The sequence below is a fragment of the Novosphingobium profundi genome, from assembly GCF_020524485.1.
In the GTDB taxonomy this organism is placed as follows: domain Bacteria; phylum Pseudomonadota; class Alphaproteobacteria; order Sphingomonadales; family Sphingomonadaceae; genus Novosphingobium; species Novosphingobium profundi_A.
Map to the genome: position 1 here is coordinate 181,460 of NZ_JAIVLF010000005.1, position 23,896 is coordinate 205,355.

The following is a 23,896-nucleotide window of genomic DNA, read 5'->3' on the forward strand; positions in this document are numbered from 1 at the left end:
CACCCGTTAACGCCCCGGCGAAGGGGCTTCCTCCCTGTCTGGACCTGTATCGCGGCGTCGCCGGGTCAGACGCCCAGCCAGTGACGACCGCCGACACCGATCAGCAGCACAGCTCCCAGAAACGCAAAAAGGAAGATCGCGTTCCATGGCATGAAACCCACGCGGTCGAGATCGGTTCGCCGCAGGCGTCGCCGCTCGGCCAGTGTTGCCACCAGCGCCAGCACGGCGAGCACCGCGCCGCACGTCACCATGATCTGATCGGTCGGTTCCATGCCCTTGCCCTTGCCCCGAAGCGCGCAGGAGTTAAAGCGGCTTCGTGACCTCTTCCCCAGACATGCCCGCAACCAGCGCCAAGACGCCCCCCGCTCCTGCCGAGCGCCCGCACAACCCTTTGCTGGCGATTTCGCTGCGTCTGGGCGCCACGCTGGCGCTGGCAACGATGTTCATGCTGATCAAGCTTGCCGGGACCTATGGGGTCTCGATGCCCGAGCTGATGTTCTGGCGCCAGGCGATCAGCGTGCCGCTCATTGCAGGGGCGCTCTATTTCACGGGGCAGTTCGGCAAACTGGGCACGCGCCGTCCGCTGGCCCATGCAGGGCGCGCGGCGGTGGGGACCGCGGGCCTGTTCTGCAACATTGCCGCCTCCACCCTGCTTCCCCTGCCCGTGGCCACGACGCTGGGCTTCACCGCCCCGCTCTTCGCCGTCCTCATCACCGCGCTGATCCTGCGCGAGCATGTCGGGCGCTGGCGCTGGACCGCCGTAATCGCCGGGTTTGCCGGTGTCCTCGTGATCGCAGGGCCTGGCGAGATCGCCAACGTGCCGGTACTGGGCGTCGCGGCGGGCCTTGGCGCCGGGATCATCGTCGCCACCGTCAGCTTCCAGATCCGCGATCTGGCTCGCACCGACACGCCAATCTCTATGGTGTTCTGGTTCGCGCTTTTCGGGATGCTGGGGGCCAGCCTGTTCCTGCCCTTCTACGGGCGCTGGCACGAACCGCAGGTCTACCTCATCCTGATCGCGCTGGGACTTGCGGGCACGCTTGGGCAGTTCTTCATCGCCGCCTCGCTGCGCTACGCCTCGGTCGCAACCGTGGTTGTCATCGACTACGTCTCGCTCATCTGGGCGACGACCTACGGCCTCGTCATCTTCGGCAGCTGGCCGCCCCACACGACCTGGCTGGGGGCCCCGCTCATCATCGCGGCAGGCCTCATCATCACCTGGCGCGAGCACTATCTTTCACGCCGGGTCTCCCCGGCCTCCGCGCTCGATTCCAGCGCTCTGGAAGAGGCCGCCGAGGACGATGCTGTCCCCCGCACCGGAACCTGATCATGGTTTGCGTGTTTTTCCCTGCGACCCGGCCGCTTGCGGCCTCGCGGCACGAAAAGGAAAAGACACCATGATCAAGAAGTTCACCTTTGCCCTCCTTGCCAGCGGCCTCGTCTTGGGTGCGAGCGCGTGCAACACCGTCAAGGGCGCGGGCGAAGACATTGAATCGGTCGGCCAGGCAGGCGACGACGCCATCAACTGAGCCACCCCCGACAGATCCGGACCGTGCAAGCGCCCCTCTCCTCCAACAGGAGCTCCTGCGCGGTCCGGTGCCGTCCCCAAGCCGAACGGGGAAGGTCGATCTTGGCAGGATGGCGATGCTTCGCGTAAGAAGGTCGCTCCATCCACCACGAAAAGATCGACCGCATGATCGGCAAATCGCTTACTCTTCTCGCCACGCTGGGCCTTCTGGCCAGCCTTGGCGCCTGCAACACCGTCAAGGGCCTCGGCCGCGACGTGGAATCGGTAGGCCAGGCAGGCGAGCGCGCCATCAACTGATCGCGCGAACCGCGTTTCACGCGCGCCACAAACGAGAACGGCCGCAATCCTGAAAAGGACTGCGGCCGAATTCGTATGTGCCGAAGCTGGCAGATCAGGCCGCTTCGTCGCCCTTCCACACCAGCACCGGCTTGCGCGCGGCGCGGGTCTCGTCGAGCCGGCGGCGCGGCGCGAAGTGGGGCGCGGTGTGCAGGCTCTCGTCCTGCTCCTGCGCGCGCTGGGCAAGGTTGCGCATCGAGGCAATGAAACGGTCGAGCCCCTGCTTGCTCTCGGTCTCCGTGGGCTCGATCAGCATCGCGCCCTTGACCACCAGCGGGAAGTAGACCGTCATCGGGTGGAAGCCCTCGTCGATCAGGCCCTTGGCGATGTCGAGCGTGGAGATGCCCTCGGGCAGCCCTGCATCGCTGAACAGCGCCTCGTGCATGCACGGACCGCTCTTGCCAAACGGCGCTTCCAGCACGTCCTCAAGGCTGCGCAGGATGTAGTTGGCGTTCAGCACGGCATCTTCCGACACCTGCTTCAGGCCATCCGCACCATGGCTCAGGATATAGGCCAGCGCGCGGGTGAACATGCCCATCTGACCGTGGAAGGCGACCATGCGGCCAAAGGCGCGTTCGTGCCCTTCCCCGCGGTTCTCTTCCTCGACAAGGTGAACCTCGCCGTCCTCGCCGCGCGTCACGAAAGGAAGCGGCGCATAAGGGGCGAGCGCTTCGGACAGCACTACCGGACCTGCGCCCGGACCGCCGCCACCGTGGGGCGTGGAGAAGGTCTTGTGCAGGTTGATGTGCATGGCATCGACGCCCAGATCCCCCGGACGCACGCGCCCGACGATGGCGTTGAAGTTCGCGCCGTCGCAGTAGACGTAGCCACCCACTTCGTGAACCGCGTCCGCGATTTCCTTGAGGTCCGGTTCGAACAGGCCGCAAGTGTTGGGATTCGTGATCATCACGCCCGCAACGTCCGGGCCCAGCTTTTCCTTGAGCGCTTCCAGATCGACGCGGCCCTCGGGCGTTGCCGGAATAGCCTGGACCTTGAAGCCTGCAAACGCAGCGGTCGCCGGGTTGGTGCCGTGCGCGCTTTCGGGAACCAGAACGATCTCACGACTTTCCCCGCGCGCGTCGAGCGCGGCGCGGATGCACAGTAGGCCGCACAGTTCACCATGCGCGCCCGCCTTGGGGCTCATCGCGACCGACGCCATGCCGGTCAGCTTCATCAGCCAGTCGGCCAACTGCTCGATCACTTCGAGCGCGCCCTCGACCGTCTTCTGCGGCTGGAGCGGGTGGACATCGGCGAAGCCGGGCAGACGCGCCATCTTCTCGTTCAGGCGCGGGTTGTGCTTCATCGTGCAGGAGCCAAGCGGGAACGGGCCAAGGTCGATGCCGTAGTTCTGGCGCGAGAGGCGCGTGTAGTGGCGCACCGCTTCGGGTTCGGACAGGCCGGGCAGCGCGGGCGCGGCCTTGCGGCGGAACTTCGATAGCGCCGGTGAAACGGCCTTGCTCGGCGCCTCGATATCGACGCCGGTCTGGCCTTCGCAGCCCAGTTCGAAGATCAGCGCTTCTTCCAGCATCAGCGCGCGGTCGCCGCTCTGCGTTGCAGGTGCCATGTCGCCGGGGGCAACTTCGTTCATGCTGGGACGCCAGCCTGCCGTGTTCACACCGCTCATGCCGCTTCTCCTTCCAGGACCGCCGCAAGGCCGGCGGCAAATTCCTCGATATCTTCCAGAGTGACGGTCTCGGTCGCGGTGACGAGGAGACCGTTGTGGAGGTCAGCCTGCTCGGGGAACAGGCGGCCCAGCGAGACACCGCCCAGGATGCCCTTGTCGGCCAGTTCGCGCACGACCTCGCGCGCATCGCGCGGCAGGACCAGCGTGACCTCGTTGAAGTAGGCATCGCTCAGCAGCGACACGCCCGGGATCTGCGTCAGACGCTCGACCAGGGCCTGCGTGCGATCGTGGTTGATCGCGGCCAGCTGCTCCAGGCCCTCGCCGCCCAGCAGGCTCATGTGGATGCTGAATGCCAGCGCGCACAGGCCCGAGTTGGTGCAGATGTTGCTTGTGGCCTTCTCGCGGCGGATGTGCTGCTCACGCGTCGAAAGGGTGAGCACGAAGCCGCGCTTGCCCTCGGCATCGACGGTCTCGCCGCACAGGCGTCCGGGCATCTGGCGCACGAACTTCTCGCGGCAGCCGAAGAGACCAAGGTAAGGTCCGCCGAACTGCAGGCCGACGCCCAGCGACTGGCCCTCGCCCACCACGACGTCCGCGCCAAGATGGCCCGGCGCTTCGAGGAGGCCCAGTGCGACCGGCTCGGTCACGACCACGATCAGCAGCGCCTTGGCCGCGTGGGCCGCCTGCGCGATGGCTTCAAGGTCGGGAATGCGACCCATGATGTCCGGGTACTGCACGACCACGCTGGAGGTGGTCTCATCGATGGCCGCGATCACCGCCGCATCGTCGGTCTGCGCGGACATCTCCGGCGTCAGGCTGACAATCTCGTCCTTGGTGAACTTGGCCATCGTGCGCACCACTTCGCCGTAGTGCGGGTGCAGGCCGCCCGAGAGCACGGCCTTGCCCTTGCGGGTCACGCGCGCGGCCATCAGGATCGCTTCCCAGCACGCGGTCGAGCCGTCGTACATCGAGGCGTTGGCGATGTCGGTGCCGAACATGCGCGCGACCTGCGTCTGGAACTCGAAGAGAACCTGCAGCGTGCCTTGCGCGATTTCGGGCTGGTAGGGGGTGTAAGCGGTGAGGAACTCGCCGCGCTGGATGAGGTGGTCGACCGAGGCCGGCACGTGGTGGCGATAGGCGCCCGCGCCCAGGAAGAACGGAGCCGAGCCCGCATCGAGGTTCTTCGCGGCAAGTTTGCCGAGGTGGCGTTCCACGGCCATTTCGCTGGCGTGCATGGGCAGGCCCGCGATGGGGCCGGAAAGACGCGCCGCTTCGGGCACATCGCAGAAGAGCTCGTCAACCGACGAGGCCCCGACGGTCTCCAGCATGCTGGACCTGTCGGCGGGCGTAAGGGGGAGATAGCGCATCAGGCTTGCATTCCTGAATGAGAGGGAGGCGCACGCCCGGTCCATGCCGGGGGCGCCCAGAAAGGGGCCGCAGCCCTGTCCGTAAGCTGCGGTCCCAGGGCCTCCCCCTCGTGCGAGCGGGAGGCCACCGGCATCAGAGACCCGCGACGAACTTCTTGTAGGCCGCCTCGTCCATGAGCTCTTCGAGCTCGCTGGCGTCAGCCAGCTTGACGCGGAACAGCCAGCCGCCGACCTCGGGGTCGGAGTTGACGAGTTCGGGCTCGTCGGCGAGCGCGTCGTTGGTCTCGGCAATCTCACCCGAAACCGGGGTGTAGACGTCGCTTGCCGCCTTCACGGAATCGACAACGGCAATGGAATCGCCCTTGGCGACCGTCGCGCCCTCTTCAGGCAGGTCGACAAAGGTGATGTCGCCGAGCTGGCCCTGTGCGTAATCGGTGATGCCAACGGTGCCGAGGTCGCCCTCGACTTCGATCCACTCGTGATCTTCGGAATAGTAAACAGACATGGGTGCAAGCTCCTCAGCGGACGTAACGGTTGGGGACAAACGGCATCGCGACGACACGTGCGTCGAGCCGCTTGCCACGCATTTCGATCTGCAGGGCCGTGCCGTTCGCCGCGAGGGCGGTGTCGACATAGGCCATGGCAATGGGGTGCTGGAGGGTCGGGGCGAACCCGCCCGAAGTAACGATGCCGACTTCACTGTCGCCCGACATGACCTTGGCGCCTTCACGCGCGGCCATGCGACCTTCGAGCGCCAGGCCGATGCGCAGGCGCTGCGTACCCTCGGCCAGATCCTTCTGGACGCGCGCGGCGCCGGGGAAGCCCCCTTCGGCGCGGCGGCGCTTGTTGACGCCAAAGATCAGCCCGGCCTCGACCGCGCCCTGCTCGGGGGTCATGTCGTGGCCATAGAGCGGCAGGCCCGCTTCCAGACGCAGCGAATCGCGTGCGCCCAGACCGATCGGCTTGACCTCGGGTTCACCGCAGAGAAGGTCCGCGACCTTGGCCGCGTCTTCGCCCGGGATCGCGATCTCGAAGCCGTCCTCGCCGGTGTAGCCCGAACGGCTGATCCAGGCATCGACGCCGCCGAGCGTGTAGGCCGCGCCCTTCATGAACTTCAGCTCGGTGAGCGGGGCCTCGCCCTTGGCATGGCGCGCCAGCGCGTCGACCGCCTTGGGGCCCTGCAGCGCCAGAAGCGCGCTCTCGTCGAGGTGATTGATGTTCACCTCGTCGGGCAGATACTCGCGCAGGGTCCCGATGTCGTCCCACTTGGTCGCGCCGTTGACGACAAGGTAGAACCCGCTGTTCCAGCGCGTCACCATGAGGTCATCGAGAATGCCGCCCTCTTCATCGAGCAGCAGCGAATAGCGCACCGAGCCGGTCTTCAGCGTCGCCAGATCGATGGGGAGCGCGGCTTCCAGCGCGGCCTCGACGTCGATCTCGGCACCTTCGGCCGGCGCGATGTACAGCTGGCCCATGTGGCTGACATCGAACAGCCCTGCGCTTTCGCGCGTCCATAGGTGCTCGGCCAGGATGCCCTCGTACTGGATGGGCATGGGGTAGCCGGCAAATTCGACCATCCGCGCGCCCTTGTCCCGGTGCCAGGCGTCAAGCGGCAGGATGGCCGGCTCGATGGGCTCCAGGTCGGGGTCATTCTCAAAATCGGAAATTTCGCTCAAGGCATAGCTCCGCAACAGTCAGGTCACACCAGTTCGGTGCCCCCTCTGTCACGGAAACCTGAGAGTTTTCCCCCTTCGAAGCGGCCCGAAAAGGACCAATCGTCGAGGTTACACCGTCGGCGGCCTGACCCGTTCGGGCCCGACACTTTCCAGAGTATCGCTATCAGCAGGCGCGGTCCTTTTGCCTGAGAGTTTCCGGGGCGGTTGCTCCTTCGGCGCCTATTCGTAATGCGCAACGGCCATAAGCAATTGCGAATCACGCAGGTCTCTCCCGCGCTGCCAGCGATCGCCTCACGATTGGTTCAGGCGGGGGCCCAAGTCAATCGGGCATCACCGCATTGCACAATTAAGCAGGTATTTTTTGTAATACCCTGCGAAAATTATCGTGCTCGGCAACAAAGCGACCCTGCGCCTTTTCCATCGCTACACTGAGGATCACCCGCGCCAGATCGCGCGCCCGGATCGAGCGAAACCGGCGCCAGCGTCCGTGCAGGACGAGGCTGTCGGCCAGCGGAGCGAAAACCTGCCCGAGCCCCTCCAGCCGCCGTCGCTCCGCGCGATGGCCACGCAGCAATCCGGGGCGCAGGATATCGAGACGGCGGAAACCCGTCTTGCCCAAGGCCTCTTCCATCTCACCCTTGACCGAGAGGTAGAAATTGCGGCTTCCCCGCTCCGCGCCGACCGAGGAGACGACAATCATGTGGTCGATCCCGGCACTGCGCGCGGCCTGCGCGCAATCAACCACGAGATCGCGGTCGACCGCACGGAACGCCTCTTGCGAACCGGCCTTGGCGATAGTCGTTCCCAGCGCGCAAACCAGCACGTCGGCGCGCGCGGCAGCGATAAGATCGGGCCAGCTTTCGAGCGATCCGGTCAGGACGTCCATGCGCGCGCCGTCGGGCATGGGCACCTCGCCGCGCGCCACGGCGATAATCCGCACGTCCTCGCGTCCCACCGCCTCGGCCAGCACGGCCTGCCCGACAAGGCCGCTTGCCCCGACCAGGCAGATACGGCGGACCGAGCCCGCCGCGCGGCCCTTGTCAGACATTGCGCAGGCCCGCGGGCGTACGGCCGTAGATGTTCTCATGGCAGGTGATCGCGAAGCGGTCGGTCATGCCGGCGATGTAATCCGCGATATGCCGACTGCGTTCGGGCTCGGTGCGCGGAAGCGTCTCGATCCAGCTCTCGTCCATGAGGACGGGTTCCTGCGAATAGGCGGCGTAGAGCTCGGCCAGCACCGCGCGGGCGCGCTTCGCCGTCTCCAGCTGTTCGGGATGGTAATAGAGCTTCTCGTACATGAAGCGCTTGAAGGCGCGCTCACCCTCTTCCATTTCGGCGGAGAACGCGATCAGGGGACGGCCTGCCGCGCGAACTTCTTCAACGCTTTCAACACCGACAAGGCGCTTTTGCGATTCCGCGATCAGATCGTTGACCATCGTGCCGATCTGGCTGCGCAGCAGTTCGGCCAGCTGGCGCTCGCGTGAAATGTCCGGGTAGCGCCGCTCCACTTCGCCCCAATTGGCCGCGATGAAAGGATGTGCGAGCAGTTCATCGAGGTCCAGGAACCCGGCGCGCAGGCCATCGTCGATATCATGGTTGTCGTAGGCGATATCATCCGAAAGCGCGGCCACCTGCGCCTCGAGCGAGGCGTGGGTGCCCAGTTCCAGATCGTAAGCCGCGTTGAGTTCGCTCAGCGCCCAGGTCGGGTTGGCGACCGGCCCGTTGTGCTTGGCCAGGCCCTCCAGCGTCTCCCAGGTCAGGTTGAGCCCGTCATGGTGGGGATAGGGGCTGTCGATGCGCATCAGCGTGCGCAGCGTGTTGGCGTTGTGATCGAAGCCGCCCGCCTTGTGGAGCGCGGCGTCGAGCGCCTCTTCCCCGGCATGGCCGAAGGGCGGATGGCCGATGTCGTGGGCCAGCGCGAGACCTTCGGTGAGGTCTTCGTCGAGCCCCAGAATGCGCGCAATCACGCGGGCGATCTGCGCCACTTCCAGGCTATGGGTCAGGCGCACGCGGTAGTGATCGCCATCGGGCGCGACGAAGACCTGCGTCTTGTAGCGCAGGCGGCGGAACGCGATCGAGTGGATGATACGGTCGCGGTCGCGCTGGTAAGGGCTGCGCTCACCCCGCGCGAGCCCGTTTTCCATGGGAAATTCCCGGCCGCGCGAACGGGCCGGATCAGAAGCGTAAGGTGCAAGCATCAGGCTGAATTTCTTTCCCGCATTCGGCGTTGAGCGATCCGTCCTCCCGTCCTAGCGGGCGAGCCCACTCGAACACAAGGCCGCGCTTTGGCCCGCGACACGCAGCACCTGGGGATCCTCGATCCGGCCGACCGCGTCCAGCCACTCGCGCATCGTCGTCTTCTCGCCTTCCAGGCTGCGCAGCGACCAGAGCTGCAGGGGCGACAGGTCCCCGGCCATTCGGCCTGCAATGCAGGAGGCGACCTTTTCGCGCACACCGGCATCGCGCAGCGCGCCGTCGATCCGCAACTGGGCATAGGCAGGCACACCGAAGGTCCAGACGGCAAACAGGGCAGCGGCCAACACGGCCAGTCGGATGAGTGTGGTCATTCCCGCAAGGTCGGGGGTGCCACCCAATTTTCCAAGGGGTTAATCGAGCGCCTTGACGATTTCCTCGACCATCTTCTTGGCGTCGGCCAGAAGCATCATGGTCTGGTCCATGTAAAAAACCTCGTTGTCGACGCCCGCATAGCCCTGCCCGCCCATCGAACGCTTGATGAAGAAGATCGTCTTGGCCTTCTCCACGTCGAACACGGGCATGCCGTAGATGGGCGAGGACTTGTCGGTGCGCGCGGCCGGGTTCACGACGTCGTTCGCACCGATGATGAAGGCGACGTCGGCCTGCGCGAACTCGGAATTGATATCCTCCAGTTCGAACACGTCGTCATAGGGCACGTTGGCTTCGGCGAGGAGCACGTTCATGTGCCCGGGCATGCGCCCGGCCACGGGGTGGATCGCGAATTTCACCGAGACGCCGTGATCCTTGAGCATATCGGTCATCTCGCGCAGCGCGTGCTGCGCCTGTGCGACCGCCATACCGTAGCCCGGGATGATGATGACGTTCTCGGCCTCCTTCATCAGGAAGGCCGCGTCTTCGGCGGAACCCCGCTTCCAGGGGCGCTGTTCCCCGGTTCCGCCGTTCCCTGCTGAACCTGCGGCATCCGCGCCAAAGCCGCCTGCAATGACTGAGACGAACGAGCGGTTCATTGCCTTGCACATGATGTAGGAAAGGATCGCGCCCGAGGATCCCACCAGCGCGCCGGTAATGATCATCGCGGTGTTGTGGAGCGTAAAGCCCATCGCCGCGGCCGCCCAGCCCGAATAGGAATTGAGCATCGAGACGACCACCGGCATGTCGGCCCCGCCAATCGGAATGATGAGCAGGAAGCCGATCACGAAGGCCAAGAGCGTGATCCAGACGATCAGCAGACCCTCACCCGGACCGCCCGCCCCGCTCATCGCGTAAGCCCCTACAAGGCCCAGGATCGCGGCGAGCACGGCCAGGTTGAGGAGATGCCGCCCGGGCAACAGGATCGGCGATCCCGACATGTTCCCGTTGAGCTTCAGGAAGGCGATGATCGAACCCGAGAACGTGATCGCGCCGATGGCTATGCCAAGGCCCATCTCGATACGGCTGGCGACCATGATCTGGCCCGTTGCATCGAGGATTTCGAAGGCGCCGGGATTGAGCCAGGCCGCCAAGCCCACCAGCACCGCGGCAAGCCCGACGAGCGAGTGAAAGGCCGCCACGAGTTGGGGCATCGCGGTCATCGCGATACGCCGCGCGATCACGAAGCCGATCAACCCGCCAATGGTAATGGCCCCGGCAATCTCGGGCAGGCTGGCAATCTCGTGCGTGACCAGTGTCGTCACCACAGCGATGCCCATGCCGATCATGCCGTAGCGGTTGCCCCTACGACTGGTGGTGGGGTGCGAAAGGCCGCGCAGCGCAAGAATGAAGCACACGCCCGCAACGAGATAGGCAAGCGCCACCCAAGGGTTCACCGCGTGCCCCTCGATGATCTCGATCTCCTGAACGGTCTCGATAGCCGGCATGGGCGCCACGGCCGAGAGGAGAGGAAGCCCCATCACTTCTTCTCCTTCTTCTTGTACATCGCGAGCATGCGTTCGGTGACGGCAAAGCCGCCGAAGATGTTGACGCTGGCAAGCACGACCGCGGCCAGGCCAAGCCACTTTGCGCCGGGCACTCCCGCCGCCGCGCTTGCCACCAGCGCGCCGACGATAATGACCGAGGAAATCGCGTTGGTCACCGCCATAAGCGGCGTGTGCAGCGCGGGCGTCACCGACCAGACGACGTAGTAGCCCACAAAGCAGGCCAGCACGAAGATCGAGAGGATACTGATGAAATCCATGGGTCTTCTCCTCCTCCCTGTCAGCCGAGTAGGCGTTCGTGAACGATCTTGCCGCCCTGCGTCAGGCGAATGGCATCGCCGATCTCCGCATCAAGCACGGGCCCACCTGCCTCCTTGTCCCAGAAGGCGGAGAGGAAATTGAACAGGTTGCGCGCGAACAGCGCCGAGGCGTCCGCAGGCAGGTGCGCGGGCGTGTTCGACAGGCCGATGATCTTCACCCCGTGCTTTTCGACCACCTCGTCCGCGACGGTGTCTTCCACGTTGCCGCCTTGCGGGGCGGCCAGGTCGAAGATCACGCTGCCCGGCTTCATCGAGGCAATCTGTGCATCACTGATGAGGCGCGGCGCGGGGCGCCCAGGAATGAGCGCGGTGGTAATGACGATGTCCTGCTTGGCGATGTGGCTCGACACCAGTTCGCCTTGCGCCTTCTGGTACTCTTCGCTCATCTCGGTGGCGTAGCCGCCCGCGCCTTCGCCCTCGATCCCCGCGACATTCTCCACGAAGATCGGCTTGGCACCGAGCGAGAGGATCTGCTCCTTCGTCGCCGAGCGCACGTCGGTCGCCGAGACCTGTGCGCCCAGACGCCGCGCGGTGGCAATCGCCTGGAGCCCGGCTACGCCCACGCCCATCACGAAGCACTTGGCCGCACTGATCGTGCCCGCCGCCGTCATCATCATCGGAAAGGCCCGGCCATAAGTGTCGGCCGCAAGGATCACCGCCTTGTACCCGGCAAGGTTCGACTGGCTGGAGAGGATATCCATCGACTGCGCGCGGGTGATGCGTGGCATGAATTCCATCGCCAGCGCCTCAAGACCGGCCTGCGCATAGGCGTCTACTCGGGCCCGCTGGCCGAAAGGATCGAGCCCGCCGACCACCCATGCGCCCGGTGCCATGCCGGAAAGCAGCGCGGCTTCGGGGCCCTGGACGCCCAGCACGATGTCCGCCCCGGCCACAACCGCCCCGGCCTCGCCGATTTCCGCGCCCGCCTCGCGGTAAGCCGTGTCCGGGATCGAGGCCGACAGCCCCGCCCCGCTCTCGACATGGAGCGCCGCGCCCAGCGCGATCAGTTTCTTCACCGTCTCGGGCGTTGCCGAGACGCGCGTCTCACCGCTCGCACGTTCGCGTAGAACGGCGATCTTCCTGCCCGTAACCATGTTCGAGCCCCTGTTCTATCGAATGGTGTGGACCTGGTGTCAGGTCAGGAGGCGATGAGCCCCACCACGAACGCGGTCACCAGGATGCAGAAGCCCGTGCCCCAGGTCGCGGCCTTGATGAAGCCGTTGTAGGTTGCCTGCGAAGTCTTGATGTCGTGCCCCGAAGCCATGTCTTGCGTCCTTCCCCTGTTCATTCGGACCGCCGCCAGCCTAGGGTGCCGGTCCTGTTCCCTCAACCTTCCCCGCCTGGCGCCAGGCGCAATATCGCGGGGGCAGTCGAAATGTTCACGTTGCACGGCGCCCAAGTGTTATCGGGTCCACCGCACGCCGGGTCTATTAGCCTAAAGACGAACGCAACGCTACGTCTCGCAAGGAACAGGCTTAATCCCGTCTTTACCTCCCGCACATAAGGTGCTGTATCAAACCGGTACATGTGAGGACCCTGACGCGCACCATGGCCGAATACGAGCAACGCCTGCTGATGCTGATCGACGACGAGCCGGCCCAGAGCCGTCTCATTTCGGCGCTGGCGGCGCGTGAAGGGTGGCGCACGGTCATCGCGCAGGACGCGGAAACCGCTATCGCCATGCTTGGCACGCGCCAGGGCATGCAGCTCTCCGCGATCATCCTGGACCAATGGGTGCCTGGCGATGATGCCTGCGCGCTCATCAGTGAACTCAAGTCGCGGCGTCCGGCTCTGCCCATCCTGATGATTACGGCCAGCACCTCGCCGCTGCTCGCGGTGGAGGCGATGCGCGCGGGGGCCAGCGATTATCTGGTAAAGCCGGTCGCGCCCGAGCGGCTGATGCACGCGCTGCGCTCGGCCACCACGCGCGAAGCCGCGCGCGACGAGCTCGCCCCGCTCACCGAGAAGATGCCCTCGCGTCCCGACTTCGAATCCATGATCGGGGCCGCGCCCAATTTCCGCAAGGCGCTGGCCGTCGCCGCCAAGGCCGCGCGCGGCCACCATCCCGTCCTGATCGAGGGGGAGAGCGGCACCGGCAAGGAGATGCTGGTGCGCGCCATGCACGCGGCCTCTTCGCGTGCGAAGATGCCGCTGCGCCTCATCAACATCAGCGGCATTCCCGCCAACTCCATCGAATCTGTCCTGTTCGGGCACGAGAAAGGCGCCTTTCCCGGCGCCTTCGAACGCCAGGTCGGCGCGCTCCAGCACGCCGACGGCGCGACCCTTGCTCTCGACGAAGTCGATTGCCTGCCAATGTCCGTGCAGGAGCGCCTGCTGGAATCGATCCGCAAGGGGGACGTGCGCCCCATCGGCGCGCGCCATTCCTTCCGCATCGACGTGCGCCTGATTTCCTCAAGCAACCTGCCCCTGGCCGACCTTGCCGCGACCGGCAACTTCCTTCCCGAGCTTGCCGAAGCGCTGGGCCACACCAAGGTGACGCTGCCCCCCTTGCGCGAGCGTTCGGGCGATATCCCGGCCCTCACCCGCTATTTCCTCGCGCGGATCGGCGAACAGCCGGGCCTGCGCGAACTGGGCATTACCGATGGCGCGCTCTCGCTTCTGGCCGCCTACGACTGGCCCGAGAACGTGCGCCAGCTTCAGGCCGCGCTGTTCCGTGCGTCGGTCTTCTGCGACGGCGATGCCCTTACCTCCGAGGACTTCCCGCAGCTCCTCGCCATTCTTGGCCCCGGCCCCTCCAACGTCGCGGGCAATCCGCTGCAGGAGAGCGCGGGCGTGATGCTTTACACCCCCGACGGCAACCTGCGCCGCCTGGAGGACATCGAGGCCGACGTCATCCGTCTTGCCATAGGGCTCTATCGGGGCCGCATGACCGAAGTGGCCCGGCGCCTGGGCATTGGTCGCTCGACCCTCTACCGCAAGCTGGCCGACCTCGGCATCGACAACGCGGCCTAGGCCGCGAACCCAAAGCTGCGCGTGACGAGCGGTTGCCCGTCCGTACGGCAAACCGTCAGCGTCACTTTGCGGGCTGCCCAGTCCACGGCGACTTCGCCGAAGTTCGCATCGCCCACGCACATCCCCTGCCGGTCCGCATCGGGCTCGCGCGCGGTCGCTTCGGCATTGCTGGCGTTGGGGCGGTTGAGTGAGGAGGCGGTCATCTCCCAGAGGCCCTGCGCGGCCCCGGGAACGTCCTTGCGGTAGATCGCGCCAACGTGCCGGTCGCCTGACAGGAGGACAAGCCCGCCGCCCCTGCGCGCGCCCAACGCAGCGTAAAGACGTTCCCGCTCGCGCGGCATGAGCTCCCAGCCCTCCCACAAGTGCGCATCGGAGAGCACCTGGATCGAGGAGACGACCACGCGCAGGTCCGCAGGCTTTGCCAGTTCCTCGGCGAGCCAATCCCACTGCGCCTCCCCCAGCATCTGCGCGTCCGCGCTGGTATCGGGCACGTAGCGCCCGTTTACCGGCAGGGTCTGGCCCGGCGCAGGCGGCACGAGCGGCGAACGCTGGAAACGGGTGTCGAGAAGGATGACCTGCACGCGGCGCCCTTGCGGCCCGTAAGTGCGCGCATGGTAGACGCCCTCGCGCCCGCGCACGTCCTCGGGCGAATTCCAGAACGTCTCGTAGATGTGCTCGGACCAGCGCTTGAACGGGAACACCGCGCCGCCATCGTTGAAGCCGTAATCGTGATCGTCCCACACCGTGTGCATGGGGACAGTCTTGCGAAATTCCTGGAATTGCGGGTGGCCATTGAGCCGTTCGTAGGCGCGGCGCAGCGACCCCAGATCCGCGCCCCCGTCCCAACCCGGATCGCCGTAGACGTTGTCGCCGATGTAGAGAAAAAGCTGCGGGTTGCGGCTGGCGATGCCCTGCCAGAAGGACTGGTCGCCCTCCTGGTTATTGCAGCTGCCGACCGCAAAGCGGGTGATCTCGGTTTCCAGCGCGAGCGGTGGCCCCTCGGGCGCACGAGGGAGCGCGACCTCGTCTTCAAGGTCGCGGTAGTAGGGCTCCAGCAGCACGGCTGGCGTGGAGCTCTGCGCATGGGCGGCTCCACCGGCGACAAGGCCGCTTGTGGACAGGAACAGGAAGCGGCGGCGCGAGGAGGTCAGCATGGCGCTTTCTCCCAAAGCACCATGACCTTTTCAAGACATCCCGGCCGAACCTCCCCCCACGCGAAAGCGCCGCTGGCCCAAGGCCAACGACGCTTTTGTCCAAATCTCTTGAGGGGAAAGAGGTCGGATCAGTTCTCGAGGTAGACGCGGGGCACCGTGTGGCCTTTCTTCGCCATGTACTCGGCGTAATCGAGGCGGTTGTCCTTCAACTCGTGCGCGTACTCGCCGTAGGCATCGCGGGCATCTTCCAGGTCGGTCGCGCGCTTGAGGTCGCTTGAAAGCTCCTTCTTCGTCTCCAGGACATTGCCCTGGTAGTCGAACCACTGGGAGTTCTCGATACCCGCGATAGGCGAGGTCATGATGCGGCCTTCCTCGGTCTGCGCCCACTGCTGCTCGGCGGTCATGGGCAGGTCGCTCATCGGCATGGCGGCGACAGCAGCGCCTGCGGGGATGGCCACGGCTGCGGCGAGAACGGCGGTGCGAAAGGTCTTGGTCTTGATCATGGGACGTATCTCCCTTCTTCGAAATCAGCGCCGGGCATGATTGCCTTGCGTTCGAGAGGGAAACGGGCCGACCGGGCAAATCCCTCCCGGCGAAGAGACGAAATGGGCCCTTGGCGCGACGAAAACGGCAATGCGTGCACCGCTGCACGCACCGCGCCTTGCGGGTTCATCCCGCAGAAATCTGGGGTTCATCCACGGTCAAGATTTCGAAAGATCGGACGCGCCCTGTGGCGGTCCGATCAATCCACCAACTGCGAGAAGTCGGTGAGCGCCGCATCACGCATGCCGCGCCACACGCGCACGGCCTGCACCGTTTCCGCCACGTCGTGGACCCGCACGATGTGCGCGCCCGCCTCGATGGCCTTGAGCGCCAACGTGATCGAACCGCCCAGACGCTCGTGCGCTGCGGCCTCGTTCGAAAGGGCCCCGATCATGCGCTTGCGGCTCGCGCCCACCAGCAGCGGATGCCCGAGCGCATGGTACAGCGCGAGGGCGTTCATCAGCGCCAGGTTCTCGGCCAGCGTCTTGCCAAAGCCGATGCCCGGATCGAGCAGAATGCGCTCGGGCGCAATGCCCGCGGCCACGGCTTCGTCGCGCACCTCTTCCAGCCAGTCGAAGACGTCGAGAACGACATCGGCGTAGTGCCCATCCGAATGGAGGTCATCGCCCTTGCCCGGCGCGTGCATCAGGACCACTGGCGCGTTCGACGCGGCCGCCAGTTCCAAGCTGCGGGGATCGTAGCGCAGCGCCGAGACGTCATTGATGATGTGTGCGCCAGCCGCCAGCGCCGCCTCCATCACCGCCGCACGGCGGGTGTCGAGGCTGATCGCGGCGCCCATCATGGCAAGCCGCTCGACCATGGGCACGACGCGCTTGATTTCGTCGCCTTCCCAGACCGCAGCTGCGCCGGGCCGCGTGGATTCGCCGCCCACGTCGATGATCGCGGCGCCCTCTTCCAGCATCCCCACGGCGTGGTCGATGGCGACATCGGGGTGGTCCAGGAAGCGCCCGCCATCGGAAAAGCTGTCGGGCGTCATGTTGAGAATGCCCATGACCTGCGGCTGGTCGAGCCGGATCGTGCGCTCGCCGCAGGTGATCGGCGCGTGAACCTTTGCAAGCGCCGCCCACTGCGCCTCAGCCTGCGCCTTCAGGGGCGCATCGAGCGCCGCAATCGCCTCGGGCATGCCGGCCGCATCGACGAGCGTGCGCGCGACGACCTTGCGCCCCTTGCGTTCCATAAGGGCAAAGTGGCTGGCCCAGACCAGCGAGCCACCAAGGCGGACAGCGTTGCCCGCTTCGCTCTGGGGACTGTCGACCAGAGCGATCGGGCGGATATAGATCTTGCGAGGCATGGCGGCTCTTTAGCCTTTTACCGGACGGTGTCGAGAGAGGGTGAGGAAGGCCCTCGTCTCACGGTTCGGTGGCAAGCAGGTAGAGCTGGCGGATGTCGTCGAGCGGCTTGAGCTTGCCTTCGTGCTGGATGCTCCAGAAGGTCCAGCCGTTGCACGAGGGTGCGCCCTGCAGTTCCTTGCCCACGCCATGGATCGAGCCCGTCACGGGACCTGCGGCAAGTGAGCCGTCGGCGCGCACGGTGGCGGTGAACTTGCCCTTCTTGGCGGTCAGCTCGGTGCCCGGCGCGATCCAGCCGGTCTCGACCAGCGTGCCGAAAGCAACCTTGGGCGCCGCACGCTTGGACTGCATGGTCTTGAGCGAACTCTCGTCGAGTTCAAGCGCCATCTCGATGCGCTCCATCGCCGCTTCGCGGTAGTCGCCCTCACGCTCGCAGCCGATCCATTCGCGGCCCAGGCGCTTGGCGACAGCGCCGGTGGTGCCGGTGCCGAAGAAGGGGTCGAGCACGACATCGCCCTTGTTGGTGGTGGCGAGCAGCACCCGGTAGAGCAGCGCCTCGGGCTTTTGCGTCGGGTGGACCTTGCGACCGTCCTTCTTCAGGCGCTCGGCGCCGTTGCAGATCGGCAGGTGCCAGTCCGAACGCATCTGCAGTTCATCGTTGAGCGTCTTCATCGCGCGATAGTTGAAGGTGTACTTCGCCTTCTCGCCCATGCTCGCCCAGATCAGCGTCTCGTGCGCGTTGGTGAAGCGCGTGCCCTTGAAGTTGGGCATCGGGTTCGCCTTGCGCCACACGATGTCGTTCAAGATCCAAAAGCCCATGTCCTGCATGATCGCGCCAAGACGGAACACGTTGTGGTACGAGCCGATCACCCACAGCGAGCCATCGGGCTTGAGGACACGGCGCGCCTCGGTCAGCCAGTCGCGGGTGAACTGATCATAGGTCGCAAAGCTGGCGAACTTGTCCCATTCGTCGTTGACCGCATCGACGCGACTACCGTCGGGACGATCAAGATCGCCGCCAAGCTGCAGGTTGTACGGCGGGTCGGCGAAGACCATGTCGACGCTCGCGTCGGGGATCTGGCGCATCGCCTCGATGCAGTCGCCCGGAATGATCTGGCCAAGCGGCAGCAGTTCCTTCGGGGTCGGCGCAGGTGCCTTCGCACGAATCCGTTCTTTGACCAGTACCTGACCCATTATGACCCCGTCTAAAACCGTAATTAACTGTGGAAAGACGACCCTAATGATTCATCGGCGAGTCGCCGTCAAGCTGCGACTCGCCGGGAATCCTGATGATTCAGGGTATCATAAAACGGAACAAAACGAATCCGACACAGCATATGGAGTCTGCCGATTCGCGACCGACTCAACATCTTGTGTCGGGCGAGCGGAGCACCCTCGTGAAATTTTTTTACGCCAGCCCGAAATCCGATGTCGCACCCGGGATCAGCGGCGCGCGATCAGAAGGCCATCTCGAGCTGGGCGATGGGCGAAAAACTGCGGCGGTGATGCGGGCTCGGGCCGTGTTCGCGCAGGGCGGCAAGGTGCCCCGCCGTGCCGTAACCGGCATTGCGCTCCCAGCCATACATCGGAAAGGCCTGCGCCAGAACACGCATGATCCGGTCGCGGTGCTGCTTGGCGATGATCGAGGCCGCCGAAATCGCCGCCTCGCTGCCATCACCTCCGACGATCGCGCGCACGTTGGGCCAGCGCCAGCCTTCGCTGCGTCCCTCCGGCGTCTTGTTGCCGTCGACAAGCACCTCGTCCGGCTCGAGCCCGGCCTTGGAGCACAGCGAACTGGCCGCGCGGGTCATCGCCAGCATCGTCGCTGCGAAGATGTTGATGCGGTCGATCGTCTCGACATCGACCACACCGACGGCCCAGAGACAGGTTTTGTGTATTTCTGTTTCCAGCTGCAACCGGCGGCTGGCCGAGAGTTTCTTGGAATCGTCGAGCCCGGCCGGGGCGTTCTTGCCAAGCAGCACAGCGCCCGCCACAACGGGCCCTGCCAGCGGCCCACGACCGGCCTCGTCGATGCCCATGACATGCGGGCGAACCAGCGCGATGCCCCCGTAGGGGCCGATAGAAGGAAGCGTCATGATCTCCGGAAAATCCATGTTTCTGCCGTCCCTATCGGCGCTCGGGCTGGCGCTGGCAAGCTGCGGATCGTCGGCCTCCGATACGCCGCCCGCTCCCGAGGCCGCGCCTCCCCCCTTCACAGTGGAAACGCTGGCAAGCTTCGAGGAACCCTGGGCGATGGACATCGATGCGGCCACCAACACCGCGATCATCACCGAGAAGGCTGGGACGATCCGCCTCTACCTCCCCGATGGCAGCACTGGAACCGTCAGCGGCGCGCCTGAGGTCGCCTACCAGGGCCAGGGCGGGCTTGGCGATGTTCGCCTCGCCCCGCAGGCCGACTGGACACCTCCGGAGAATGGCTCGCTCGACGGCCGCCGGGTCTATCTCTCGTGGGCCGAGCCGGGCGACGGCGACACGCGCGGCGCAGCCGTCGGCCTTGGCACTCTGGCCTGTTCGGCGCCCGCCAGCTGCGCACTCGAAGGCCTTGAGGTCATCTGGCGCCAGACGCCAAAAGTGACAGGAGCCGGACACTATTCGCACCGCCTCGCCTTCTCGCCCGATGAAAGCTACCTCTTTGTAAGCTCGGGAGAACGGCAGAAGGGCGAGCCCGCGCAGGACACCTCGAACACGTTGGGCACCATCGTCCGCCTGCTGCCCGATGGCTCCCCGGCGCCTGGCAACCCCTTCGCCGATCAGGGCTCACCCTCGGACGAGATCTGGTCCTATGGCCACCGCAACGTCCTTGGCCTTGCCTTTGATGCGAACGGGGACCTGTGGGACCTTGAACACGGACCGGCTGGCGGCGACGAGATCAACCGCGTCGAGGCAGGGCTCAACTACGGCTGGCCGCTGGTCTCGGACGGCGATCACTACAACGGTGACCCGATCCCGCGCCACTCCACCCGCCCCGACCTGGCCGGGCCCGCCATCAGCTGGAACCCGGTGATCGCACCGGGCGATTTCATCCTCTACAAGGGAGACCGGTACCCGGGTTTCCACGACAAGGCGGTGATCGCCTCCTTCTCCGTCCCCGGCCTCGTCCTGGTCGCCCTCAACGGCACGCAAGGTGTTGAAGAAGCGCGCTATGAGCTCGATCATCGCATCCGCGAGGTGCGCGAGACACCCTCGGGCGAGATCTGGCTGCTGGAGGACGGACCGGCTCCGGACAGCGGACACCTCCTCAAACTGGTGCCGCCTGCCAAGGACCAAAGCGCGAATTGAATCGACAAAACGCGCGCCCGGCCCTATCGGCGCGCGCCATGTCCAACTCGTCCGAAACCGCAACCGTCATTCCGCTCGACAACGTCGACCCCGCCCTCGTCGAGGATCTGCTCGACCGTGCGTTCGAACCCGAGCGACGCCAGCGCACTGCCTACAAGGTGCGTGAAGGCATGGAATGGCTGCCCGCGCTCAGCTTCGCGGTCATGGACGACAAGGACATGATGGTCGGCTCGATCCAGTGCTGGCCGGTCGCGCTGACCGACGACGATGGCCGCGCGCACCCGATGATCATGGTTGGCCCCGTTGCCGTCCTGCCCGAGGAACAGAACCGCGGTTACGGCCAGGCGCTGATGTCGGCGGCCATGTCGGGCATCGACGAGCGGGCCCCGCTTCCGCAGGTCCTCATCGGCGATCCCGAATACTACGGTCGTTTCTGGGGCTTCAGCAACGCCCAGACGCAAGGCTGGGACCTGCCCGGTCCGTTCGAGGCGAGCCGTCTGCTGGTGCGCTGCGACAACCCGGCCGTGCTGCCCGCGAAGGGCACGCTCGGCCCCTGGACGCGCTGAACGGGATCAGGCCCCGGCCACGCATTGCGGTGCATGGCTCGGGAATGAAGCTGGAAAGGCTTGGCGCTTGGCGCGTGCGTGCCTATCTGGCATCGCACACGCCATGCCTTACGACGCCCCACCCGACCTTGCCGGCCTTTCCCTCGCCGACGTGGCCGCGCTCCTCGAAGCGCGGCGGCTGCCGCCTGTCGAAACCTGGGAGCCTGCGCATGTCGGGGACAGCCACATGCGCATCGCCGCCGACGGACGGTGGTACCACGAGGACGGCCCGATCACGCGCCCCGCGATGGTGCGCGCCTTTGCATCGCTCCTGCTGTGCGACGGGGACGGCCAGCACTGGCTGGTCACCCCCACCCAGAAGCTGTCGATCGCGGTGGAGGACGCCGCGTTCCTCGCCGTCGACCTCAAGGAGGAGGACGGCAATCTGGTCTTTCGCCTCAACACCGATGACCTCGTGATTGCGGGCCCTGCGCACCCGATCACGGCCGAGGGCGATCCCGACACCCCCGCCATTTACCTGGGCGTGCGCCACGGCTGCCGTGCCCGCCTCAACCGCAGCACGTACGCCCAACTCGCCGAGATCGCGCTTGCAAGCGATGATCTCTCGGTCACGAGCGGCACCGCCCGTTTCTCGCTGAGCCCGGCATGAGCGCCCTGTTCGAGGCCGTGAAGCGCCGCTTCGAGGCGCGCGAAGGCCATGCCCAGCCCCACCGCTTCACCGATCCGCGCACCGCGCAGATCGAGAGCTTCATCCCGGCGGCCGTCCTCATCGCGCTGACCGAACGCGAACGCCCCGGCATGCTCCTCCTTCACCGCCCTTCCTCGATGCGTGCGCATCCAGGGCAGGTCGCGTTCCCCGGTGGCCGGATCGATCCCGGAGAAGCGCCTGTCGAAGCCGCCTTGCGCGAAGCGAACGAGGAACTGGGCATTGATCCCGCCTGCGTGCGGGTCGTGGGCACAGGCGATCTCTACCGCACCGGCAGCGGCTACGAGATCACGCCGGTCCTGGGCATCGTGCCCTCTGACATCGAGATCCGCCCGAACCCCGCCGAGGTTGCCAAGTGGTTCGAGGCCCCGGTCGACTTCGTGCTCGATCCCGCCAACCAGAAGGCCAGAAGCCTGGAATGGGAAGGCGCACAGCGCGAATATGTCGAGATCATGTGGGAAGGGCACCGCATCTGGGGCGTCACCGGCGCCATCATCACCAACCTGACGCATAGGCTGAACTGGCATGACTGAACGGCTTCGCGCCGAATGGATGGGCCGCGCGGATCTCGCCGATCTGGTCGCGGCACTGGGCAAGGGCTGCGCCCGCTACGTCGGCGGCGCGGTGCGCGATACCTTGCTAGGCCTCGCCGTCAAGGACATCGACATGGCCACCACGCTGCGTCCTGAAGAGGTCATGCAGCGCCTTGAGGATGCCGGGATCCGGCGCGTGCCCACCGGCATCGAACACGGCACCGTGACGGCGGTCCTCTCCGGTGGCCCGGTCGAAATCACCACGCTGCGCCACGACGTCTCCACCGACGGGCGCCGCGCCACGGTCGCCTTCGCGCAGGAGTGGCACGAGGACGCCGCGCGCCGCGACTTTACCATCAATGCCCTCTACGCCGATCCTCTGGACGGCACGATCTTCGACTATTTCGAGGGCCAGGCCGACCTTGCCACGCGCACCGTGCGCTTTATCGGCGATGCCCGCCAGCGCATTCGCGAGGACCACCTGCGCATCCTGCGCTACTTCCGCTTCCAGGCCCGGTTCGGCAGCCAACCCGCCGACGAAGAAGCCGAAAGCGCCTGCCGCGAACTTGCCGCGACGCTCAAGGGCCTCTCGCGCGAGCGGGTGGGTATGGAAACGATGAACCTCCTCGGGCTCGCCGACCCCGCGCCAACCATCGCGCGCATGAAGGCGCTGGGTGTTCTCGACGTGATCCTGCCCGAGGCCAGCCCCGAAGCGCTCGCCGCCCTCATCGCCTGCGAGCAGCGCCAGGGGATCGCGCCCGATCCGGTACGCCGCCTTGCCGCGCTGCTCCCGGCCGATGTTGCTCTTGCCGAACAGATCGCCTCGCGCTTCCGGCTTTCGGGCGCCCAGAAAAAACGCCTGGCGCTGGCCGCCGCGCGTGAAGACATTCCCGGTGCGCCGCAGGCCCTTGCCTTCCGATTGGGCATGGAACAGGCGCTCGACCGCCTGCTGATCGCAGGGGCCGATGTCACGCCCCTCAAGGACTGGACCATCCCCACCTTCCCGCTCAAGGGCGGCCAGATCGTCGCGCGCGGTGTCGGCGCCGGCCCCGAGGTCGCGCGCGTCCTGCGCGCCGTCGAAACGCGGTGGATCGAAGAAGGCTTTCCAGCAGGCTCGCGCGTCGAGCAACTGCTCGACGACGTGATCGCGCAAGGCCCCGCGTGAGCGGAGGTGACCTTGGCGCCACGCTGGAAGGCCAGCCGCTTCTCGCGTTAACGGTAGCCGCCATCGTGCTCGCCGTTGCCGCGCAGATGGTGAGCGCGCAGCGTCCCGGCCTTGGCACAGGGATGCGCAATGTCGCCTATCTTGGACTTCTCGTGGCAGGCCTTCTCACGGTCGTTCAGTTCGCAGGAAGCAACCGGACTTCGGACGCCGCGCTCTGGCTCGATCACACCCGCGAGGCCAGGATCGAGGGCGACGAGACCGTCATCGCCATGCGCGCGGACGGGCACTTCTGGGTCAAGGCGCAACTGAACGGCGAACCGGTCGACTTCATGATCGACACGGGCGCCACTTACACCACGGTTCCGCAAAGTGTTGCCCAGCGTACCGGCCTTGCCGCCAGCCAGAACGGCGAAGGCCGCCTGCTTGATACCGCCAACGGCACGGTTGTCGCGCGCATGGGCCTTGCCCGTTCGCTGCGCCTGGGCACCATCGAGGCGAGTGACCTGCCACTCGCCGTCCTGCCCGATACGCAGAACGACACCTCCGTCATCGGCATGAACCTGCTCTCACAGATGAAAAGCTGGCGCGTGGAAGGCGAGCGTCTGATCCTGACGCCGTGACCACGGCCCGCCCCGGTCAGGAACCGGCAAGCTATCTGCGGGTAG

The 23,896-nt window shown here is 66.0% G+C and carries 27 protein-coding genes and 2 riboswitches; of the genes, 10 read left to right on the top strand and 17 right to left on the bottom strand.

From position 1 onward, the window contains the following. Window positions 1-65 precede the first annotated feature (65 nt). Window positions 66-272 (bottom strand): hypothetical protein, encoded by a 207-nt coding sequence (locus LC060_RS14730; RefSeq protein WP_226636854.1) that lies wholly within the window; start codon window positions 270-272, stop codon window positions 66-68. A 44-nt stretch (window positions 273-316) separates the two neighbouring features. On the opposite strand from LC060_RS14730, the gene LC060_RS14735 reads away from it, so the two are divergent. From LC060_RS14735 to LC060_RS14745, 3 genes are all read left to right on the top strand, one after another. Continuing rightward, the gene (locus LC060_RS14735) at window positions 317-1,327 is read left to right on the top strand and encodes a DMT family transporter (RefSeq protein ID WP_226636855.1); all 1,011 of its coding nucleotides are present in this window, start codon (window positions 317-319) and stop codon (window positions 1,325-1,327) included. Between the two features lie 70 nt (window positions 1,328-1,397). Further along, the gene (locus LC060_RS14740; protein ID WP_148627888.1) at window positions 1,398-1,529 is read left to right on the top strand and encodes an entericidin A/B family lipoprotein; all 132 of its coding nucleotides are present in this window, start codon (window positions 1,398-1,400) and stop codon (window positions 1,527-1,529) included. A gap of 164 nt (window positions 1,530-1,693) precedes the next feature. Next, complete coding sequence (locus LC060_RS14745; protein ID WP_226636857.1) at window positions 1,694-1,825, top strand: entericidin A/B family lipoprotein; 132 nt, start codon at window positions 1,694-1,696, stop codon at window positions 1,823-1,825. A gap of 94 nt (window positions 1,826-1,919) precedes the next feature. On the opposite strand, the gene gcvPB is transcribed toward LC060_RS14745, so the two are convergent. The 11 genes from gcvPB to LC060_RS14800 all read right to left on the bottom strand — a co-directional run bounded on the left by gcvPB (window position 1,920) and on the right by LC060_RS14800 (window position 12,245). Further along, window positions 1,920-3,488 (bottom strand): aminomethyl-transferring glycine dehydrogenase subunit GcvPB, encoded by a 1,569-nt coding sequence (gcvPB, locus tag LC060_RS14750; protein ID WP_226636859.1) that lies wholly within the window; start codon window positions 3,486-3,488, stop codon window positions 1,920-1,922. Then, window positions 3,485-4,855, bottom strand: a complete 1,371-nt coding sequence (gcvPA, locus tag LC060_RS14755) for an aminomethyl-transferring glycine dehydrogenase subunit GcvPA (RefSeq protein WP_226636861.1) — start codon at window positions 4,853-4,855, stop codon at window positions 3,485-3,487. The genes gcvPB and gcvPA overlap by 4 nt, the downstream gene beginning before the upstream one ends. A 133-nt stretch (window positions 4,856-4,988) precedes the next feature. Next, complete coding sequence (gcvH, locus tag LC060_RS14760; RefSeq protein ID WP_039393152.1) at window positions 4,989-5,360, bottom strand: glycine cleavage system protein GcvH; 372 nt, start codon at window positions 5,358-5,360, stop codon at window positions 4,989-4,991. 13 nt (window positions 5,361-5,373) lie between these two features. After that, window positions 5,374-6,522 carry a glycine cleavage system aminomethyltransferase GcvT gene (gcvT, locus tag LC060_RS14765; RefSeq protein ID WP_226637452.1) on the bottom strand — a complete coding sequence of 383 codons (1,149 nt, stop codon included), beginning with the start codon at window positions 6,520-6,522 and terminating at the stop codon, window positions 5,374-5,376. A gap of 44 nt (window positions 6,523-6,566) precedes the next feature. After that, a riboswitch (glycine riboswitch) is annotated at window positions 6,567-6,694 on the bottom strand. Next, window positions 6,695-6,815, bottom strand: a riboswitch (glycine riboswitch). Window positions 6,816-6,877: 62 nt separating this feature from the next. Further along, complete coding sequence (locus tag LC060_RS14770) at window positions 6,878-7,579, bottom strand: NAD(P)H-binding protein (RefSeq protein ID WP_226636863.1); 702 nt, start codon at window positions 7,577-7,579, stop codon at window positions 6,878-6,880. Beyond that, window positions 7,572-8,732, bottom strand: a complete 1,161-nt coding sequence (locus LC060_RS14775) for a deoxyguanosinetriphosphate triphosphohydrolase (protein ID WP_226637454.1) — start codon at window positions 8,730-8,732, stop codon at window positions 7,572-7,574. Before LC060_RS14775 ends, LC060_RS14770 begins: the two co-directional genes overlap by 8 nt. 48 nt (window positions 8,733-8,780) lie before the next feature. Then, complete coding sequence (locus LC060_RS14780) at window positions 8,781-9,098, bottom strand: hypothetical protein (protein WP_226636865.1); 318 nt, start codon at window positions 9,096-9,098, stop codon at window positions 8,781-8,783. A gap of 39 nt (window positions 9,099-9,137) precedes the next feature. Next, window positions 9,138-10,604, bottom strand: coding sequence for an NAD(P)(+) transhydrogenase (Re/Si-specific) subunit beta (locus LC060_RS14785; RefSeq protein ID WP_226637456.1), 1,467 nt, complete (start codon window positions 10,602-10,604; stop codon window positions 9,138-9,140). Window positions 10,605-10,636: 32 nt separating this feature from the next. Further along, window positions 10,637-10,921: an NAD(P) transhydrogenase subunit alpha gene (locus LC060_RS14790; RefSeq protein WP_039393145.1), complete on the bottom strand. Its 285-nt coding sequence runs from the start codon at window positions 10,919-10,921 to the stop codon at window positions 10,637-10,639. A gap of 20 nt (window positions 10,922-10,941) precedes the next feature. After that, window positions 10,942-12,075 (bottom strand): NAD(P) transhydrogenase subunit alpha, encoded by a 1,134-nt coding sequence (locus tag LC060_RS14795; protein ID WP_226636867.1) that lies wholly within the window; start codon window positions 12,073-12,075, stop codon window positions 10,942-10,944. Between the two features lie 44 nt (window positions 12,076-12,119). Further along, entirely contained in the window at window positions 12,120-12,245 is a 126-nt protein-coding gene (locus LC060_RS14800) for an aa3-type cytochrome c oxidase subunit IV (RefSeq protein WP_084592220.1), read from the bottom strand. 284 nt (window positions 12,246-12,529) lie between these two features. Between LC060_RS14800 and LC060_RS14805 the strand changes: the two genes are divergently transcribed. Continuing rightward, the gene (locus LC060_RS14805; RefSeq protein ID WP_226636869.1) at window positions 12,530-13,954 is read left to right on the top strand and encodes a sigma-54-dependent transcriptional regulator; all 1,425 of its coding nucleotides are present in this window, start codon (window positions 12,530-12,532) and stop codon (window positions 13,952-13,954) included. Here the strand turns inward: LC060_RS14805 and LC060_RS14810 are convergent. The 5 genes from LC060_RS14810 to LC060_RS14830 all read right to left on the bottom strand — a co-directional run bounded on the left by LC060_RS14810 (window position 13,951) and on the right by LC060_RS14830 (window position 19,057). Next, window positions 13,951-15,108 (bottom strand): alkaline phosphatase D family protein, encoded by a 1,158-nt coding sequence (locus LC060_RS14810; protein ID WP_226636871.1) that lies wholly within the window; start codon window positions 15,106-15,108, stop codon window positions 13,951-13,953. The genes LC060_RS14805 and LC060_RS14810 overlap by 4 nt on opposite strands. Before the next feature lie 128 nt (window positions 15,109-15,236). After that, window positions 15,237-15,611 (bottom strand): hypothetical protein, encoded by a 375-nt coding sequence (locus LC060_RS14815; protein WP_226636873.1) that lies wholly within the window; start codon window positions 15,609-15,611, stop codon window positions 15,237-15,239. A 239-nt stretch (window positions 15,612-15,850) separates the two neighbouring features. Further along, entirely contained in the window at window positions 15,851-16,963 is a 1,113-nt protein-coding gene (folP, locus tag LC060_RS14820) for a dihydropteroate synthase (protein WP_226636875.1), read from the bottom strand. A gap of 58 nt (window positions 16,964-17,021) precedes the next feature. Next, window positions 17,022-18,155: a site-specific DNA-methyltransferase gene (locus LC060_RS14825; protein ID WP_319005433.1), complete on the bottom strand. Its 1,134-nt coding sequence runs from the start codon at window positions 18,153-18,155 to the stop codon at window positions 17,022-17,024. A gap of 263 nt (window positions 18,156-18,418) precedes the next feature. Continuing rightward, a complete protein-coding gene (locus tag LC060_RS14830; protein WP_052322643.1) occupies window positions 18,419-19,057 on the bottom strand; it encodes a ribonuclease HII in 639 nt (212 codons plus the stop codon). 16 nt (window positions 19,058-19,073) lie between these two features. Between LC060_RS14830 and LC060_RS14835 the strand changes: the two genes are divergently transcribed. The 6 genes from LC060_RS14835 (at window position 19,074) to LC060_RS14860 (ending at window position 23,851) form a co-directional block, all read left to right on the top strand. Further along, window positions 19,074-20,261, top strand: a complete 1,188-nt coding sequence (locus LC060_RS14835) for a PQQ-dependent sugar dehydrogenase (protein ID WP_226636877.1) — start codon at window positions 19,074-19,076, stop codon at window positions 20,259-20,261. Between the two features lie 38 nt (window positions 20,262-20,299). After that, on the top strand, window positions 20,300-20,827 hold the full coding sequence (locus tag LC060_RS14840) for a GNAT family N-acetyltransferase (RefSeq protein ID WP_226636879.1): 528 nt from the start codon (window positions 20,300-20,302) through the stop codon (window positions 20,825-20,827). 103 nt (window positions 20,828-20,930) lie between these two features. Continuing rightward, entirely contained in the window at window positions 20,931-21,476 is a 546-nt protein-coding gene (locus LC060_RS14845; protein WP_226636881.1) for a DUF1285 domain-containing protein, read from the top strand. Beyond that, a complete protein-coding gene (locus LC060_RS14850) occupies window positions 21,473-22,066 on the top strand; it encodes a CoA pyrophosphatase (protein WP_226636884.1) in 594 nt (197 codons plus the stop codon). The genes LC060_RS14845 and LC060_RS14850 overlap by 4 nt, the downstream gene beginning before the upstream one ends. After that, window positions 22,059-23,231, top strand: a complete 1,173-nt coding sequence (locus tag LC060_RS14855) for a CCA tRNA nucleotidyltransferase (protein WP_226636887.1) — start codon at window positions 22,059-22,061, stop codon at window positions 23,229-23,231. The genes LC060_RS14850 and LC060_RS14855 overlap by 8 nt, the downstream gene beginning before the upstream one ends. Beyond that, window positions 23,228-23,851 (top strand): TIGR02281 family clan AA aspartic protease, encoded by a 624-nt coding sequence (locus LC060_RS14860; protein ID WP_226636888.1) that lies wholly within the window; start codon window positions 23,228-23,230, stop codon window positions 23,849-23,851. The genes LC060_RS14855 and LC060_RS14860 overlap by 4 nt, the downstream gene beginning before the upstream one ends. Window positions 23,852-23,896: the final 45 nt, after the last annotated feature.